14 protein-coding genes and 1 tRNA gene are annotated in these 16,866 nt (G+C 73.4%); 4 read left to right on the top strand and 11 right to left on the bottom strand.

All coding sequences use genetic code 11. The features are described from left to right. Positions 1 to 135 precede the first annotated feature (135 nt). Positions 136 to 1,041, bottom strand: a complete 906-nt coding sequence (locus ABT154_RS16925) for a DNA/RNA non-specific endonuclease (RefSeq protein ID WP_351857610.1) — start codon at positions 1,039 to 1,041, stop codon at positions 136 to 138. Positions 1,042 to 1,169: 128 nt separating this feature from the next. Here ABT154_RS16925 and ABT154_RS16920 point away from each other — a divergent pair, with 128 nt between their 5' ends. Next, a complete protein-coding gene (locus ABT154_RS16920) occupies positions 1,170 to 1,973 on the top strand; it encodes a caspase family protein (RefSeq protein ID WP_351857609.1) in 804 nt (267 codons plus the stop codon). A gap of 25 nt (positions 1,974 to 1,998) precedes the next feature. Here the strand turns inward: ABT154_RS16920 and ABT154_RS16915 are convergent, their stop codons facing one another. The 7 genes from ABT154_RS16915 to ABT154_RS16885 all read right to left on the bottom strand — a co-directional run bounded on the left by ABT154_RS16915 (position 1,999) and on the right by ABT154_RS16885 (position 12,583). After that, positions 1,999 to 4,983 (bottom strand): helix-turn-helix transcriptional regulator, encoded by a 2,985-nt coding sequence (locus tag ABT154_RS16915; protein ID WP_351857608.1) that lies wholly within the window; start codon positions 4,981 to 4,983, stop codon positions 1,999 to 2,001. A 226-nt stretch (positions 4,984 to 5,209) separates the two neighbouring features. Next, positions 5,210 to 7,009: a S8 family serine peptidase gene (locus tag ABT154_RS16910; RefSeq protein WP_502969525.1), complete on the bottom strand. Its 1,800-nt coding sequence runs from the start codon at positions 7,007 to 7,009 to the stop codon at positions 5,210 to 5,212. 361 nt (positions 7,010 to 7,370) lie between these two features. Next, positions 7,371 to 8,237, bottom strand: coding sequence for a GNAT family N-acetyltransferase (locus ABT154_RS16905; RefSeq protein WP_351857607.1), 867 nt, complete (start codon positions 8,235 to 8,237; stop codon positions 7,371 to 7,373). A gap of 227 nt (positions 8,238 to 8,464) precedes the next feature. Continuing rightward, positions 8,465 to 9,364 (bottom strand): NAD(+)/NADH kinase, encoded by a 900-nt coding sequence (locus ABT154_RS16900; RefSeq protein WP_351857606.1) that lies wholly within the window; start codon positions 9,362 to 9,364, stop codon positions 8,465 to 8,467. Beyond that, positions 9,361 to 10,368 (bottom strand): SPFH domain-containing protein, encoded by a 1,008-nt coding sequence (locus tag ABT154_RS16895; protein WP_351857605.1) that lies wholly within the window; start codon positions 10,366 to 10,368, stop codon positions 9,361 to 9,363. Before ABT154_RS16895 ends, ABT154_RS16900 begins: the two co-directional genes overlap by 4 nt. A gap of 119 nt (positions 10,369 to 10,487) precedes the next feature. Next, entirely contained in the window at positions 10,488 to 11,744 is a 1,257-nt protein-coding gene (locus ABT154_RS16890) for a DMT family transporter (protein ID WP_502969524.1), read from the bottom strand. After that, complete coding sequence (locus ABT154_RS16885; RefSeq protein ID WP_351857604.1) at positions 11,741 to 12,583, bottom strand: phosphatase PAP2 family protein; 843 nt, start codon at positions 12,581 to 12,583, stop codon at positions 11,741 to 11,743. The genes ABT154_RS16890 and ABT154_RS16885 overlap by 4 nt, the downstream gene beginning before the upstream one ends. Positions 12,584 to 12,733: 150 nt before the next feature. Here ABT154_RS16885 and ABT154_RS16880 point away from each other — a divergent pair, with 150 nt between their 5' ends. Together ABT154_RS16880 and ABT154_RS16875 are read left to right on the top strand one after the other, a co-directional pair. Next, a complete protein-coding gene (locus ABT154_RS16880) occupies positions 12,734 to 13,336 on the top strand; it encodes a TetR/AcrR family transcriptional regulator (protein WP_351857603.1) in 603 nt (200 codons plus the stop codon). A gap of 29 nt (positions 13,337 to 13,365) precedes the next feature. Further along, positions 13,366 to 13,740 carry a DUF488 domain-containing protein gene (locus tag ABT154_RS16875; RefSeq protein ID WP_351857602.1) on the top strand — a complete coding sequence of 125 codons (375 nt, stop codon included), beginning with the start codon at positions 13,366 to 13,368 and terminating at the stop codon, positions 13,738 to 13,740. Between the two features lie 38 nt (positions 13,741 to 13,778). On the opposite strand, the gene ABT154_RS16870 is transcribed toward ABT154_RS16875, so the two are convergent. Beyond that, positions 13,779 to 14,354: a DUF309 domain-containing protein gene (locus ABT154_RS16870; RefSeq protein ID WP_351857601.1), complete on the bottom strand. Its 576-nt coding sequence runs from the start codon at positions 14,352 to 14,354 to the stop codon at positions 13,779 to 13,781. Positions 14,355 to 14,685: 331 nt separating this feature from the next. Between ABT154_RS16870 and ABT154_RS16865 the strand changes: the two genes are divergently transcribed. Then, a tRNA-Pro gene (locus tag ABT154_RS16865) sits at positions 14,686 to 14,759 on the top strand. A 99-nt stretch (positions 14,760 to 14,858) separates the two neighbouring features. Here the strand turns inward: ABT154_RS16865 and ABT154_RS16860 are convergent. Then, positions 14,859 to 16,097: a tyrosine-type recombinase/integrase gene (locus ABT154_RS16860; protein WP_351857600.1), complete on the bottom strand. Its 1,239-nt coding sequence runs from the start codon at positions 16,095 to 16,097 to the stop codon at positions 14,859 to 14,861. Between the two features lies 1 nt (position 16,098). After that, positions 16,099 to 16,413, bottom strand: a complete 315-nt coding sequence (locus ABT154_RS16855) for a helix-turn-helix transcriptional regulator (RefSeq protein ID WP_351857599.1) — start codon at positions 16,411 to 16,413, stop codon at positions 16,099 to 16,101. Positions 16,414 to 16,866: the final 453 nt, after the last annotated feature.

The following is a 16,866-nucleotide window of genomic DNA, read 5'->3' as shown; positions in this document are numbered from 1 at the left end:
GACGGCCACCCCGTGCGGTCACGACGGCCACCCCGAGCCATCAACGCGACCGATCCCCGCATCGCTCTGTCGCTTTCATCGTTTCACCGGCCCGGGACGCCCGCAATCTCTGTTCAGGCCCGCTGTCGCCGCAGGTCAGGGGTGCAGCACGAGGTCCTCGTACGTCCGGAGGCGCCGCCAGCGGTCCTCGGGTGCCCGGGTCGGCGGCATGACGTCCACGTCCGGCAGCGGCCCGAACTCCAGCTCGGTGATCTCGGCGACGTCCGAGACCGGCACCTGGTAGGTGCGGAACGGGCCGAGGGGCGGCGGCGCCCCGGCCTTCGCCCCCGCCAGGGCCCGTTCCGCGTCGCGGCTGAGATCCGGACTCTGGTCGAGCACGTACGCGGCGGCGGCGAGCGCCCCGTCCCGCATGAAGGCGGCGACCTTCCAGAAGCGCATCGGCATCTGGATGCCCCGGTAGGGCGGGTCGGAGTCCTGGAGCACCGGGCCCGTGAGGACCGTCAGCTTGCGGTCGTACGCGGCGGCGTGGTCGAGCAGGTGGTTCTCCAGCCCCTGCCAGAGCTGTCTGCCCTGGTTGAAGACATCGGCCTGGGGAGCGGCGTTGGTGAAGTGGAAGGTGTCGGTGTTGGCGCGGCCCGCGACGGCGGCGGCTCCCCACACCGGGTCGAGCCGTCGGACGAGTTGACCCCGGTCGAGGCTGTTGTTCCGGTAGATGTCCTCGCCCGCCTGCTGTTCCTCGGGCAGCCGGGGGTCGTACGACCAGACGTCGTCACGCGGTACGTCCTCCAGGAGCTCGCCGCCCTCGACGCACACGGCCGTCGAGGCGGCGAGCCGCCGGTCGGGCCGGAACACCACGGTGAAATGGGTGTAGGGCAGGATCACCGTCGAGACCGCCTTCCGGGCCGGGAGCGGCAGCGGGACGACCGGACCGAGGAAGGTCTCGTCGTATCCGGTGCGGTCGGCGAGCGCGTGGGGGTCACCGCCCGCGCGGCGGGAGGCACCGCCCGCGTCTGCGGGGGACAGCGGCTCGGAAGGATTCATACGATGTAGGTACCGCGTGGAGAAGGCCGTGCTCGGCAGCGGACCACAGGCCACTCGAACAGACGCTCCCGGTGGCCGCATCGGCAGCCGTCCCGGCCACCCTCCGCTTCCCCGTCAGGAGGCACCCCATGGCCACCGGACTCGCCCTGCACGTCGGACTCAACGGGGTCGACCCCGCCCGCTACGAGGGCTGGGACGGCACCCTCGTCGCCTGCGAGAACGACGCCCACGACATGGCACGGCTCGCCCGCACCGCGGGATTCGAGACGACGACGCTGCTCACCCGCGACGGAACGGTCGCGAACGTCACCGGCGTCCTCGCCGATGCCGCCGCCCGGCTCGTCCCCGGCGACATCCTGCTCCTCACCTACTCGGGCCACGGAGGGCAGGTGCCGGACGCCCCCGGCCCCGACGTCGAGCCCGACGCGCTCGACGAGACCCTCGTCTTCTACGACCGCCAGTTCCTCGACGACGAGGTCCAGGCGGCCTTCCGCGCCTTCGCCGACGACGTACGGATCGTCGCCTTCTTCGACTGCTGCCACAGCGGCAGCGGCATCGAGCTGCCCGGGGGCGCTGACGCGGAAGGCCGCTTCATGCCCGAGCCCCGGCAGCGGCAGCTGTACGAACGCGACCGGGAGTTCTTCACGGAGCTGCGGCGCTCGCTCGCGGACGCCGCGCCCGCCGACGGGGCCGGACCCGACGCCCTGCTCGTGTCGGGCTGCCAGGACGACCAGGTCGCCGCCGACGGCGAGGTCAACGGAGCCTTCACCGAGGCGCTGCTCCAGGTGTGGGACGCCGGCGGCTTCCAGGGCGGCTACCGCGACTTCCACCGGGCGATCCAGCGTGAACTGCCCCCGACCCAGAGCCCGAACCTCCATCTGACGGGCACCCCGGACCGGGGCTTCCTCGACCAGCGGCCGTTCACCATCTGAGCGAGACCGGCGTCATCAGCGCCCTCTACGGCCGCAGCGCCATGGCCAGCTGCGCCCGCGACCGGACGTCGAGCTTCTGGTAGATCCGGGTGAGCCGCGCCTCCACCGTCTTCACGCTCAGATACAGCTTCGCCGCCGCCTCCTGATTGCTCGCCCCCTGCCCCACGAGCCGGGCGAGCCGCAGCTCCGCCTCCGTCAGGGAGGAGAGCGCCGGCAGGGCCTCCTCCCCGCCGGAACCGCTCCCGGGCCCCTCGCCCGCCGCGCTCGCAGGTGCCTCGCTCGCGAGGGCGAGCCACGGGGCCGCTCCCGCCCGCTCGAACAGGGACGCCGCCTCGTGCAGTGCGCTCTGCGCCGCCGACCTGCGCCGTCTGCGCCGCTCCACCCGGGCGAGCGCGATCAGCGCCCGCCCCCGCTCCAGGGGAAGCCCGGCCTGGCCGAACCGCTCGGCCGTGCGGGTGAGCAGGATCGCCGCCTCGTCGGTCCGGCCGTCCGCCGCGAGACACAGGGCGTACGCGCGGTCGCAGCCGAGCAGGACCGTGGACCGACCGAGCCGGGCGGCCACCGGACGCACCTCGTCGAGGAGGGTCAGGGCCTCGTCACCGGCGTCGTTGGCGAGGAGTGCCTCGGCGAGTTCCTCGTGCCAGCGCAGCATGGAGGGGTCCACGGTCGACTGGGCGCGCTCGTCGGCCTGGACGCGGCGGAGCGTCTCCAGGGCCGCGGCGACATCGCCGTTGATGAGCTGGACCCGGCCGAGCGCGTACCGGCTGCGGGAGAGGAACACCCGGTCGCCCTCCTCCTCCGAGGCCTGGACGCTCCGCCGGGCGTAGCTCGCGGCCCGCGCGAAGCTGCCGCCGGCGGTCTCGGCGAGCGCGAGCGCGTACCAGGCGGGGCCGGGGGAGAGGCCCGCCTCCAGGGTGAGGGCGAGCGACTGCCCGGCGTGCGCGAGGGCGGCGGAGCAGGGGCCGATCCGGGACTCGATCTCGGCGAGGGTACGGAACAGCTCGATGGCGTCCTCCACGGCGCCGCGGCGCTGCACCAGCGGGAGCAGCGCGCCGAGTTCGTCGCGGGCGTCGGCGAGCCGGTCGTCGAAGAGAGCGTGACGGATTGTCAGGATCTGTGCGGCGTTTCGGATTCCGAGCGGGCGCTCGGCCAACTCCAGGGCGCGGGCCTGCGCGAGGACCGCCTCGGCGTCCGGGGATCCGAGGGCCCGCTCCATGCGCGCTTGTACGGTCAGGGCCTGCGCGGCGAGGCGCGGATCGCCCATGGAGGCGGCGAGCGCGGCCGATTCGACGGCGGCGGTCCGTGAGCGCTGTGGATCGCCTTCCGCCAGGACGTACTTGACGGCGAGCCGCAGCTGTACGGCGGCCCGCAGCGCGGTGTCCCCCTCCGAGTCCTCCATGGCGTGGACGTACATCTCGTCGAGGCCGGTGAGCCCCTGGCCGGCCGTGTCGAGCACGGCGAGCCGCGCCCTGACCCGGTCGGAGGGGACCGCGTCCCGGGCGAGGAGATCGGTGGCGGCCCGCATCGCGAGGTCGGCCCGGGCCGCGCGCGCGGCCTCCTCGGCGGCGTGGACGAGCCGGGTGATCCGTCGCGTCCCGTGCCGGCCGGGGGTCGACTCGGCCGCGAGCAGGGCGAGTTCGGCGGCGAGCGCGCTGTTCCCGCGCCGCCGGGCCAGATCGGCGGCGGCGGCGACCTCGGCGGCGAGGTCCTCGTCCGGGCTGTCGGTGGCGAGCGCCCGGTGCCGTACCGCTTCCACGGTGTCGTCCACGACCTCCGCGAGGGCCGCGTGCCCGGCGCTCCGCTCGGCCCAACAGGCGTCGTGTACCAGGGTGGAGGGCAGCAGACCGGCGGTGAAGGTCACCGACCCGTCCTCGGCGAGCGAGACGAGACCGGCCCGCTCGGCCGCCGCCAGGTCCGCCTCGGCGTTGGGCCGGCCGGCCCGCCGTACCAGGGTCGCCGAGGGGCGCAGCGCGAGTGCGGCGAGCAGCAGCGTCTGGCGTACGGCGAGGGGTGCGGCGCCGAGCAACTGGCGGGCGAGGTCGCGGGCGCGGCCGGAGAGCGTCAGCGCCTCGGCGTGGTGCACGGGGGTCCGGGCGTCGGCCAGGGAGCGGCCCACGGCGAGCGCGAGCCGTGGATTTCCGCCGCTGGCGCGGTGGATGCGGCCCGCCATCCGGGAGGGCAGCCGGTGGTGGATGAGCAGCTCGGCGATCTCGTCGGCGTGCAGCGGGGGAACGAGCAGCACGTCGGCCTCGGACGGCACCCAGAGATGGGCGGCGTGCGGGTCCTCGTGGCGGTGGGGCTCGCGGTACGGCTCGCCCGCCTCCGCGTACGGCTCGGGGGTCTCGACGGCCACCACCCGCAGGGCCGGCGGTGCCAGGTGGAAGGCGAACCGCAGCAGGTCCGCGCTGTCCGGGTCGACGTGCTGCACTCCGTCGACGACGAGGAGTACGGGCCCCCGGCGGGTCAGCGTGCGCAGGATCTGGGCGATGCCGAGCCGGAGCGCGATCGGGTCCCAGCCCCCCGCGTCGATCGGTGCCTCGCGGCAGAGCATGGCGACGGCGGTGCGCTGCGGACCGGGCAGTTCGTCGAAGACACCGGAGGGCTCGAGGACTCCGGGAGCCCCGGAGACCCGGGAAGCCGCACCGTCCCCGGAAGCCGCAGCGCCCCCGGTGGCCGCGAAGGCCTCAGGCCGGGGTCCGCCCGGTCCGCCCGGCCGGACCACCGTCGCCGCGACCGAGGCGACGAGCGCGGCGGCCGACGCCCCGGGTATCTCGCGGTCGGACGGCAGGGTCGCGAGCCACAGCACGGTCTCGCCGCGCGCCTCCGCGCGGGTGGCCTCGGCGAGGGCGAGTTCGGTCTTGCCGACCCCGGCGGGTCCGGTGAGCAGGGCGCGGCCCCGGGTGTGGAGGGCGCGTTCGAGGCGGGCGAGAAGCTCCTCGCGGCCGACCGGCGCAGGGGTGACTCCGGCGCCCCCGGGGCGCAGGGTGAGGTACGGAGCCGCTGTCGCCACTGTCCCCCACCTCCGCCGCACTCGGGCCCGGCCCGAGGGCCCCGTGGGCAGAGAATACGGAGCCCGCGCGCGGAGTCCAGGCCCCACGTCCGGCATACGGACAGGACGCCTCCGCCGCGAGGCCCCGCGAGACGCCAGGACGCGCCCGTGATGTAGACCACGAGCGCGTCGCTGACCAGCAATGATGCTGATGTGGGGGGTGGTTCGTCGGTGGAGCGGTGGTGCGTCAGAAGGTGAGGCTCCAGGAGTCGATGTAGCCGGTGTCACCCGTGGCCACATCGCGGACCTGGAGCTTCCAGGTGCCGTTGGCGACTTCGCTCGACGCGTCGACCGTGTACGTGGTCAGGACGTTGTCGGTGCCGTCCGAGGAGGAGGACGCCTTGAGGTTGCGCACCGTGCCGTCGGGGGCGATCAGGTCGATGACCAGGTCCCCGCGCCAGGTGTGCTTGATGTCCACGCCGACCTTGAGGGCGGCGGGAGCGTTGCCGGTGCGGCCGGTGACGGCGATCGAGGACGACACGGTGGTGTTGTCGGGGATCGACACGTTCGTCGCGTTGGTGAAGACGGTCCCGGTCGGCGGGGTGGTGCCGAGGACCGCCTCCACGGACTTCGCGGAGTCGGCGATGCCGGTGCCGCAGCCGCCGGTGCAGGTGCCGGGCAGCGGACGGGCGTTGGTCTTGATCGCGGACTCGATCTCGGCCGGGGTGAGCGTGCTCTTGGCCGACTTGAGGAGCGCGGCGAGGCCGGCGATGTGCGGCGCGGCCATCGAGGTGCCCTGGTAGGGCTTGAACGTCTCCGTCGACTGGGTCGTCGCGCCCGAGTTCAGCGTGGAGTAGATGCCGTTCTCGGGGGTGGTGACGGTACCGGGCGTGTCCGTCGAGCGACGGGTCTCGCCGCCGGGCGCGGCCACGTCCACGAGGGTGCCGTAGTTGGAGTAGTACGACCGGTTGCCCTCACGGCTGGTCGACGCCACGGTGATGACGTTCGAGCAGTTCGCGGGCGTGAATCCGGAGGCGTTGGCGTTGCTGTTGCCCGCGGCGACGACGACGGTGGTACCGCGCGAGACGGCGCCGTTGATGGCGGTCTGGTAGACGCTCGGGCAGGTCGAGCTGGCGCCGCCCAGGCTCAGGTTGATGACCTTGGCCGGGCTGGCGTTGGCCGGGACGCCCGGCACGGTGCCGCCGGAGGCCCAGGTGATCGCGTCGGCGATGTCGGAGGACGAGCCGCCGCACTTGCCGAGTACGCGCACGGGCTGGATCTTCGCGTTGTACGCGATGCCCGCGATGCCCTTGGTGTTGTTCGTGACGGCGGCGATGGTGCCGGCCACGTGGGTGCCGTGCCAGGAGGAGTTGGAGGCCGTGGAGCCGGTGCCGCACTCCCCGGCGGTGGCGTTCCAGTCGCCCTCGTCCTTCGGGTCCGCGTCGCGGCCGTTGCCGTCGCGGGCGTCGGCGGAGGTCGAGATGAAGTCGTAACCGGAGACGATGTTGGTCGCCAGGTCCGAGTGGGCGGCGTAGCCGGTGTCGATGACGGCGACGGTGACACCGGAGCCGGTCGTCTTGTCCCAGGCCGCAGGAACGTTCATGCCGCCGGTGGGCTCGAAGAGGTCCCACTGCTTGGCGTAGTCGGTGTCGTCCGGGGTGACCGCCATCGCGTAGGCGCGGATGTCGGGCTCGACCGAGGCGACGGACGGGTCGGCGCGGAAGGCGTCCATGACTTCCGCCACGTCCTGCTTGGTGGCACTGCCGCCCAGGTTCACCAGGGCGCCACCGCCGGCCAGGCGGCGCTCGAAGGAGAGCTTCTCACCCGTCTTCGCCGCCTTCTCGGCCGTGTCGCTCTTCGCGGCGGTGTTGGAACCGGCCTCGGCGGCCCGGCTCTTGTAGGTCACGATGACCTTCTCGACGGGGGCGCTGGGAAGCGCCCGCATCGTCTGCGAAGCCGGAGCCGGCTTCGGGGTGGCAGCGCCCGGGGCGGCGAACGCCCCGGAGGTGGTGGCAGCGGCACCGAGGATCGCGGCGCTCGCGACCACGGATATGACTCTCCGCCTGGAACCGTTCAAGGTGTGGCCCTTTCGAGTACGACGTAACTGCGGAGCAGTGGCGGCGGCGCGGGAGACACGGGGCGAAGTGGGGTCGCGGTCCGGGGTTCCCTGGGCTTGGGGGGCCCGTGCGCCGCCACCGGCGCGACGGCCCGGGTCAAGGCCGTCACCGGCGGACACCACCCTCCGCATGCACCTGTCAGGGTGCTGTCGGGGGATGATATCTGCCGGTGCGGAGGACAGTAGGGAACGGGGGGGTGAACCCGATACGGGGAAAACCCTTGTCACCCCTCGGAGGGTGGCGGGGGGTCGGTGAGGGGGAGGTGCGGGGAGTGCGTAGAGGGCGGGCGGATCAGCCGAGTTCGAGCGTCGTCACGCCGAAGACCCGCTCGTGCGCCACCGGACGGACCGGGCCCGTGTACATCCGGGCCGTCTCGAACGTCGGCTCGAGTCCGCGGTCCCCGGCCAGCCGCGCCGCCGCCGGATTCGACTCCGGCATGTCGACCGCGATCCGGTCCGCTCCGAAGGCCCGCGCCTCGCCGGCGAGCGCGTCGAGCAGCACCGCCGCGTCGGCCGGCGTGTCCGCGAACAACGGTCCGATCCGCGCCTCGTCCTGCGCCGGGCGGACCACCCCGTACCCCGTCGGGCGCCCGTCGACCACCCGTACCAGCGCACGGTGTCCCGGCGTCGTCAGCCACGCGGAGAGGAACCGCGGCCGGTCGGCGTGGTGGCAGGCGCTGTCGTACGCGGCGAGGACGGCCGGATCGACCTGCCCGGCGCCCACCACCCCGGCCGCCGGGCCGTCGGGGGCAGGGATCCCGCCCACGTAACGTGCCGTCCGGTACGCGGTCGTGAAGCCCGAGCGCCGGTAGTTGTCCTGCTGCGCCGGGACTCCGTCGAGCCCCACGGACCGGCCGCCCGCGTGGGCGAGGGCGGCGCGCCAGGTGGCCAGGCCGTGACCGAGTCCACGGAGCTCGGGGCGTACGAGGTAGAAGCCGAGGAAGGCGTACGCGTCGTCGTAGGTGACGACCGAGATGGCCGAGACCGGCTCACCGTCCACCCGGCCGAGGAAGAAGCCCCGGGGGTCCTGCGCGAAGAACGCGGGGGCGTCGGAGAGCCCCGGGTTCCACCCCTCCTCGGCCGCCCAGGAACGGACGAGTTCCCACTCCCGCGCCGTGGCGCGGGAGACGGACAACGAGCCGGAGGGGACGGAGGCCATGGGGTTCCTTCGACAGCCGGGAGCGGGCGGGCGGTTGTCCGGCCGGACGGAAACCGGACAAAGCGCGCCGAGCATAGCGCCGCCCGGGAGGGCGCCGGCCCGGCGCCGATCGATTCCGGCCGCGGTCGCGGGTGGGGGCGTACGGTCGGTCCACGGCGTACGGGCGTGGGCTCGGGACGTACGAGCGGGGGCCCGCTCCGGCAGCGCCCCGAGTGCGCCACAGCGCCTCAGTGCACCAGGCGCAGTCGTGTCCCCGCCACGGTGAGGCGGACGGTCTGACCCCAGGTCAGTTCCAGCGCGTCCGACTCGACGCCGTCGCCGAACGCGACCAGACGGTCCGACTCGACGGTGAGACGCAGCCCCTGCTCCCGGTCGAGCAGCCCCTCCACGCGGGTGGTCCCGGTCGTCGGTGACGGCCAGGCCTCGCGGACGAACCAGGCGAGCCGGGCGTCCGTCGGCGCGGGCAGCGCCAGCGCGCTGGAACGCTGCTCCCACAGCGACCTGAGCCAGCCGGTCGCCCCGGTGCCGGTGCCGACGAGGACACCGGACGAGGCCTGGGGCTCGGGCGCGGCCTCCGTCGCATCCACCTCCAGCGTGTAGCGCGCCGTCTGGTGGCCGCGCGGACCCACGTAGATCTCGTTGAGGGCGAGGAGCCGCTGCGCGTCGTCGGTCTCGGCCTCCACCATCGTCAGCTCGTCGACCGTCGCGCCCGCCGCGACCGCGTACGGCAGCAGCCGGCGTGCCCGGTCCGCGCGGTGGCGGACCAGGACGCCCGGATTCCGCCCGGGGTCGGCGTCGATCCCGATGACGGGCTGCCCGGTCAGGTACTTCGCCGCGTTGGCGACCAGGCCGTCCTGTCCGACCACGACGACCACGTCCTCGGGGCCGAACAGGAACCGGTCCAGGTCGGCGCGTTCCACCCGGGTCTGCCGCCATGTCAGCGGCACCGCGCCCGCCACCTCGGCCAGCGCCCGGTGGGCGTGCTCGTGCCGCTCGCGCACGGCGTCGACCGAGCGACCGCGCGCGGCGAGGAAGAACGCGGCCTGGCCGTGCGTACCGTGCCGGGCGAGCAGCTCCTCGTACTCCGTGGTCCGGTGCACGAGGACCGCGCGCGGTGCCAGGCTCACGACCGCGCCCCGCCCTCGCCCAGCCTGGCGAGCAGCCCGGTCAGCACGTCGGGCGAGAGCGTCAGGTGCTCGATCCGGGGCAGGTTCTCGGCCGCGCTGTTCACGGCGAGCGCGTGCAGTGTGGCGGGTTCCACCTCCCCGTGCGCCCGCAGCCACTCGGACTGCGCTCCGGCGCGCGCCTCGCCGATCTCGCGCGCCGCCTCGGCCTCGGCCCGCGCCAGGCGGACCTTTCGTACGGCCTCGGCCTCGGCGCGCACCGCGTCGGCGGCGGCGTTCTCCTCGGCCTCGCGGCGGGCATTGGTACCGCGCTGCTCGACGAGCCGTTCCTCCTGCCGGGCCAGCTCGATCTTGCTGGCGAGTTCGTTCTCGGCGATGGCGCGTTCGCGTTCGACGGCGACGGCGCGACGCTCGTACGTGGCCCGGTCGGCCTCCTGCTGGATCTGCTCGCGGGCGGGGGTGCGCAGGGCGCGCTCCACCTCCGGTTCCGGGCGGAGTGCGACGACCCGGACGGCGACGACCTCGATGCCGGTGGCCGGCAGGCGCGGCTCGGCCCCGAGTCCGGCCGTGACGCGGTCCCGTACGGCCGCGACGCCGTCGACCAGCGCCTCGGCGAGCGTGGTGCGGGCGAGGACGTCGAGGGCGTGCTGCTGGGCGGTCTCGGTGAGGAGGGTGGCGATCTGCTCCAGCGGGGTGCCGCGCCACGCGCCCGTGTCGGGATCGATGGAGAAGTCGAGCCGGGTGGCGGCGGCAGCCGGGTCGCCGATCCGGTACGTGACGGTGGACTGGACGCTGACGTCCTGGAAGTCGGCGGTACGGGCGTGGAAGGCCATCGCCAGTTCGCGGTCGTTCACCGGGACCTCGGAGAGCGCGGCGGTGCGCGGCCGGAACCAGAAGCTCAGGCCTTCGCCGTCGTGCACGAGCCGGCCGCCGCGCTGGTGGCGGATGTGGGCGGTGGGCGCGGAGCGCAGGTGGCGCCAGCCGGCCCGCCGGGTGATGTCTGCCATGGGAAAGCCCCCTTGTCGTCATGTTGACGATAGGGGGCGTGAGGACTTGTCGTCAAGATGACGCATTCAAGGTCGCGGGGGCGGTCGGGTGGATGGGTGGGTTACGGGGTTGCCTGCCCTCAACCGGCGACCGGCGCGGGGGCGGGTCCGGCGTCAGGAAGGGCGAGACCGGCGTCGGGGAGTGTGAGACCGGTGGCCGCGCGGTCGCCGGAGGTCCGGTCCCCGCCCGGTCGGTCTCCGGCGGTTCGATCGATGACGCTCTGGTTGATGACCGTTCGGTCGGTGGCGGACCGGCCGGTGACGGCGGGACCGGTCGCGCGGGCGGCCGGAACCGGCCGGACCTCCCAAGGGGTACGCGCGCGCGTGGAGCCGGATTTCGCGAGGGCGGGCGCGGCGGCCGGCGCGGGTACGGATGCGGGCACACTCGGCGGCACCGGCACCGGCACCGGCACCGGCACCGGCTCAGGTGCCGAAGCCGCCGTCGGCGCGATCTCTCCGGCTCCCGCCTCGGTGGGCCCGCCCTTCGTCAGCAGGACCACACCCCGGGCCGCCACGAGCGATGCGGTGGCCGCGACGGCCCAGCCCCAGGCGCCCGCGCGGAAGGTCTCGCCGAGCAGGGCCACGCCGATCACTGCGGCCGCCGCCGGGTTGGAGAGGTTGACCACGGCGAGGGGGGCGGCGAGCCCGCCCCGGTAGGCGGCCTGCGAGAGCAGCAGGCCGCCCGTCGCGAAGCCCGAGATGAGGACCGCGAGCAGCGCGGTCTGCCACCAGCGCGGCTCGCTGCCCGGCAGTTCGAGCGCGAGCGCCGCCGTCAGGGTCTGGGTGAGCGCGGAGGCGACGCCGGAGGCTATGCCAGAGGCCGTGGCGTGCCCGAGCCCGCGCCGGGGCCGGCCGGCGGTGGTGCCGTGGCGGCCGGAGGCCAGTGCGGCGATCAGGAGTGCCGTCGCCGCGGCGACGACGAGGGCCTCGGTGAGGGTGAGCGCCTCGCCGGGCGCGGTGGGCCCGGTCACCGCGACCAGTCCGACGAGCCCGCCGAGGGTCCACAGCGCCCCGCGCCACTCGGTACGGGTCACCCGCCGCCGTGCGGCGTACGCGCCGAGGGGCAGCGCCGCCACCAGGGTCAGCGCGCCGAGCGGCTGGACCAGGGTCAGCGGCCCGTAGTGCAGGGCGACGACGTGGGCGAGGGCACCGGCGGCGTTCAGGCCGACGGCCGCCCACCACCGGCCCCGGGCGAGCAGCGCGCGCAGGGCGCCGCGCCCGTCCTGGACGGGGGTGGCGGCGGCGAGCCGGGACTGCGCGACGGCGGCGAGCGCGTAACCGGCGGCGGAGAGGAGCGAGAGAAGCACCGCGAGAACGGTGCCGGCGGCGGGGTTCATCGGAGGGCTCCGACCGGGAGAGGGGCCGTGCCGAGGGCGCGGGGTAGGGGTGGTGGCGCCGTGCGGCGACCGGGGGCGCGGACGGCGAGCAGAGCGAGGCCGAGCAGCGCGGAGGCGGCGATCGCGTCGAACCAGTAGTGGTTGGCGGTGCCGACGATGACGAGCAGGGTGAGGAGCGGGTGCAGCAGCCACAGCGCGCGCCAGCGCGACCGGGTGGCGGCGATGAGGCCGATCGCGACCATCAGGGCCCAGCCGAAGTGCAGCGAGGGCATGGCGGCGAACTGGTTCGCCATCGAGTCGGTCTCCGGGGTCGCCCCGTAGACGGAGGGCCCGTAGACACGGGCGGTGTCGATGAGCCCGTCGGCGGCGAGCATCCGGGGCGGCGCGAGCGGCATCAGTAGATGCAGGGCGAGCGCGGCGCCGGTGACGAGGGTGAGCACCCGGCGCGACCACACGTAGTGGGCGGGGCGGCGCAGGTAGAGCCAGACGAGGAAGGCGATGGTGGCCGGGAAGTGCACGGCCGCGTAGTAGGTGTTCGCGGCCCGGACCAGGGGCTCCCCGTGCAGCAGGAGCTGCTGGACGGCGGCCTCGCTGGGCAGGTGGAGCGCGCGTTCGGCGTCCCAGACGCGGTCGGCGTTCCGGAAGGCGAGGGCCTCGTGGCCGTTGGCGAAGAGCCGGCCGAACTTGTAGACGAGGAAGAGCGCGGTGACGAGGACCAGCTCGCGCGGCAGGGGCGGCCGGGCGCTCTTGCCGCGGTCCCCCTCGCCCGGGCCGGGGGTAGGCGTCAGCCCCGGTCCTGCAGGACGTGGTCCTCGTATCCCGCGTATCCCGCCAGCCATCGTGCGGCCCTCTAATCCGTCAAATCGCCAACAAACGGAGTGAGCCTAGATCCGAATTCATCGAGACGCAAGCGTCTCGATACGTTTGCGTCTCGATTGTGCACCCCCTACTCTCGTATGTGCAGAGACAGAGGTGTCCGGGAGGGATCGATGTCCACAGAGGCCGCGACCACGGCAGCCCGCCGCAGCAAGATCACACCGGAGCGCGAGACGGAGCTGTACGACGCCGTGCTCTGCCTCCTGCGCGAGGGCGGCTACGACTCGGTGACCATGGAGGGCGTCGCCGCCCGGACCAAGTGCGGCAAGGCCACCCTCTACCGGCAGTGGGGCACCAAGCCCCAGCTCGTCACCGCCGCGCTCGCCCGGCGGCGCTGCACCGTCTTCGCCGGAATCGACACCGGCACGCTGGCCGGCGACCTGCGTGAGGCGGGCCGCATCGCCGCCTCCCACCGCGAACGCGACGCCGAGCTGATGGAGGCGGTCGCCCAGGCCTTCATCCAGCACCCCGACCTGCGGGCCGCGCTCCGCGAGACCGTCATCGCGCCCGAGATCGCCGCGATCGACGCGGTCGTGGCGCGCGCGGTCGAGCGCGGCGAGGTCGACGCGGACAACCCCGCCATCGGCTTCGTCGCCCCCTGCTTCATGGGCATGCTCCGCGTCGAGCGACTCTTCGAGGAACGCTTCGCGGACGTCTCGACCATGCGGACCTTCGTCGACGCCGTCCTCCTTCCGGCGCTGCGCGTCGAGGGGTGAGGGCGGGGGCCGTCCCGCACCCTGGGACCATGCCCGCACACAGCCCTGACGTCCGCGTCCGCCGCATCTACGAGACCCCGTCTCCCGAGGACGGCGTACGGGTCCTCGTCGACCGGCTCTGGCCGCGCGGACTCGCCAGGACCGACGCCCACATCGACGAGTGGCCGAAGGCGCTCACCCCCTCGACGGAACTCCGCCGCTGGTACCACGGACCCGAGGGCGAGTACGAGGAGTTCTCCCGGCGGTACGAGGCCGAGCTGACGGCCCCGGACGCGGCGGCGGCGCTCGGCCGGCTGCGGGAACTCGCGCGGAAGGGGACGATCACGCTCCTGACCGCGGCGAAGGACCCGTCGGTCAGCCACACGTCGGTACTGCGACGCGAGCTGGAGGCGCCGGGGGAGTGACCGCGCCGGGGTGGCTCAGGGGCGCCGAGGCGCAACCGTCAGCGGAGCCCGGCCCGCAGGAGGGGCGCTTCGGCGACGGCGTCGACGGGGAAAGCCGGAGCGTGGGCGCTCTCACCGGTCTCGGCGGTCATGGTGACCTCGGTGGTCCCGGGCGGCCCCACCCCCTCCGTACGCGAAGCCAACGCGCGCGCCCAGCTCACGAGTCCGGCCGTGTCGATCCCGTAGGGTGCCGCCGCCGTGCTGCCGGGGCCGCTCGCGAGACGGTCGGCACCCCGGCGCAGCAGCCGTGCCCCGCCCGGCCCGTTGCCGCGTGCGGCGTGCGTCAGGCCCACGCAGAGCTGCGCCAGGCCCTGCCACAGGTCCCGTTCGGACGCGGGGCCGGACTTCCAGGCGTCCTCGAAGACCTCGTGCGCGTGGAACGGCATCCCGGCGTCGAGCAGCCGCTGCGCCTCGCGCAAGGTCTCGTCGGGGGCGCGCACCACCCCCTCGGGCTGGCGGGGCACGCCCTCCGCCCCGTACGGCAGCGGCCGGCCGAGACCGTCACGCGGGCGCGCGCTCCGCGCCCGCCCCTCCTCGTCGCGGTCCCTGCCCCGGCCACTCGGTGTGCGGTTCACCCGCCCATTGTCGCCCCCCCGGGCTCGTCGGCCCGGCGATTGCCCGGTCCGAGGGGGTGGAGCGGGCAATCGCTCCGTGCCGGTCACTCGTACACCCCCACCGTCCTCGGGGAGTCCTCCGCTGCACGGCACCGCCACCGCCCCGGGGCCTGCTCACCCCCGCGACAGGCTCCGCGGAAACCCTCGCGGAAGCGAAGGCCCTGGCCACCGCGCGCGGCGCGATTCTCCTCCTCCAGGACCCGGTGACAGCCCGTGTGTCATTCCGCCCGCCGGAGTGAGGTAATGTTTCCCCTGCACGCCACCGAGGGAGCAACCCCACGGAGACGCGCATCGGGACGTGGCGCAGCTTGGTAGCGCACTTGACTGGGGGTCAAGGGGTCGCAGGTTCAAATCCTGTCGTCCCGACTCGAAAGAGTCGCAGATCAGGGGCCGTTTCAGAGCAATCTGAAACGGCCCCTGACTCGTTTTTGGGGACCACTTGGGGACCAACCCGCCTTGACCGCGTCAGCGGGCCACGACGATCGGGCTCGGCAGGGACCGGGGTGCGCGGAGCACGCTGAGGTGGGCGGTCAGTGCGGCGCCGGCGGCGGTGATCTGGCGGACGTCGGGATGCAGGTATCGCTGGGTGGTGGTGAGCGACCCGTGTCCGGCGATCTTGCGCAGGACGTGCACCGGGACGCCGGCGTCGGCGAACCAGGTGAGTCCGGTGTGGCGGAGGTCGTGGCGGCGGAGGTGTTCATACCCGAGCTTGCTGACGACGTTGTCCCAGTGGGTGGCGTCGCGCAGTACGGCGGTGGAGATGCGGCCCCCGCGTGGCCCCGTGAAGAGGCGGGCGTCGGGATCGGGGCCGGCGGCGAGGACGCGCTGGGCGACGAGTGGCCGGATCTCCTCGATGATGGGCACCTGGCGGGCGCGCTTGCCCTTGGTTCCCTTGTCGACCAGACCGCCGGGGGCTGGGGTCGTCTGCCGGCGGACGGTCCAGATCCAGTTCGTGGTGTCGATGTCCCCGACTCGGCATCCGGAGACCTCACCGATGCGTGCGGCGGTGCACGCGGCGAAGACGACGACATTGCCCCAGCCTCGGTATTCGCCGTAGGAGGCCGCGACAAGGGCGTCGGCGAGCTGGATGAGCGCCTGCCAGTCGGGCAGTGCCAGCGCGCGTGGATTGAGGAGCTCGTCCTCGGCCTGCTTGTAGAGCTTCTGCCAGCCCGTCACCCGAGCCGGGTTGATCTTGATGATGCCGTCGCGGACTGCCTGCTCCATGACGCGGACGAGGACGGCGAGGCTGTTCTTGACCGTTGACCGGCCGTGCTCGTCGGCGATCCAGTTCTGAACGGTACGATCGACCGCACCGTTGGTGATCATCCGAACCGGCAGGTGCCCGAGTGCGGGCACCACGCGGAGCTTCCACCCTGAGAGGTACGGGTCGCGGGTTTTCAATTCGAGGCCGCGTAGGGCGAGTTGCATGTTCGCGGTGCCGTAGTCGGCCAACGGCATCGTGGCGAGCGACGGGTTGATACCGGCCTCGGCTGCTTCGATGAGGCCGGTGAGCCACTCCTGGGCTTCGTCTTCGCTCTCCTTGGCGGTGGAGAGGGACTTGCGGGACTTGGTCTCGGGGTCCCACCAGCGCACACGCGCCCGGTAGGGAGAGGGACGATCGGGGCGGTACTCGACGTCGGTCTTCAGGCGGACGCCGATGGGGATGGTCTCGATGGCGGCGGCCGCGGCGGACGCTATGGCCATGTCAGGCTGCCTGCTCGGGCTCGACACGGCGGCTGCGCAGCCAGAGTTCGACGTCCGTGGCGCTATAGAGGGTGATGCGATCGGACATGCGGACGAACGGCGGCCCTTGCGGGGGGCGCGCTGTGCGCCAGCGACGAAGCGTGGAGGGATCGACGTTCAAGATGCCTGCGAACTCATCGGTCGTGAGCCACTTGCCGGCGATCAGATCGGGCGAAACATCTCGTCCGCTCTTGGCGGATTCCTGGGAAGACATGAGGTCCTTGCAGCGGCGCAGAAGGCCGATGTGGCGAGTCGGTGAATGAAGCAGGTCGGTCACGCTCCCCTGGGCGGAGGAATGGCGGGGACGACGACCATATGAGGGGTGGCGGAAAAGTCCAGCGAAAGGTCGCCGCATTCGCACACGGAGAACAAGCTCTGCTGCGAGTGCAGTTGATGACCCCCTCACTGCGAGGCGTCGGGTTCCTCTCGGGGGTCTGCGGCCGGCCGGGGGCGCTGGCGCCACAACCGTCGAGGCTCGAACCCGCAGCGTAGGTGAGGGGCGGGCGTCCGCTGGTGCTGTGACGGCTGTTTCGCCGGGGCCGGTATCAACCTTTCAAATAGAGGTCGGGGCGGTTCCGGTGGAGGAACGATCATCCGTACGATCCCCGGTTTCGGAAACCGGGGATCGGCCCCTATATTGATCCGAAACGCTTTGAGTTCAGGCTCGTTGACAGTGTGTGAGTGATCTGGTGGGGGATGCGCGGACCTGGTCGCCGGACGCGCAGGAGGC

Origin of the sequence: Streptomyces sp. NPDC001728, from assembly GCF_040297565.1 — a bacterium.
GTDB lineage: Bacteria > Actinomycetota > Actinomycetes > Streptomycetales > Streptomycetaceae > Streptomyces.
This window is presented reverse-complemented; position numbering and strand designations above follow the sequence as displayed.

Coding starts and splice junctions, on each gene's coding strand:
- ABT154_RS16860 (WP_351857600.1), bottom strand. CDS start 16,097: ATGGCCATAGCGTCCGCCGCGGCCGCCGCCATCGAGACCATCCCCATC.
- ABT154_RS16920 (WP_351857609.1), top strand. CDS start 1,170: ATGGCCACCGGACTCGCCCTGCACGTCGGACTCAACGGGGTCGACCCC.
- ABT154_RS16925 (WP_351857610.1), bottom strand. CDS start 1,041: ATGAATCCTTCCGAGCCGCTGTCCCCCGCAGACGCGGGCGGTGCCTCC.
- ABT154_RS16880 (WP_351857603.1), top strand. CDS start 12,734: ATGTCCACAGAGGCCGCGACCACGGCAGCCCGCCGCAGCAAGATCACA.
- ABT154_RS16890 (WP_502969524.1), bottom strand. CDS start 11,744: ATGAACCCCGCCGCCGGCACCGTTCTCGCGGTGCTTCTCTCGCTCCTC.
- ABT154_RS16885 (WP_351857604.1), bottom strand. CDS start 12,583: ATGGCTGGCGGGATACGCGGGATACGAGGACCACGTCCTGCAGGACCG.
- ABT154_RS16875 (WP_351857602.1), top strand. CDS start 13,366: ATGCCCGCACACAGCCCTGACGTCCGCGTCCGCCGCATCTACGAGACC.
- ABT154_RS16895 (WP_351857605.1), bottom strand. CDS start 10,368: ATGGCAGACATCACCCGGCGGGCCGGCTGGCGCCACCTGCGCTCCGCG.
- ABT154_RS16905 (WP_351857607.1), bottom strand. CDS start 8,237: ATGGCCTCCGTCCCCTCCGGCTCGTTGTCCGTCTCCCGCGCCACGGCG.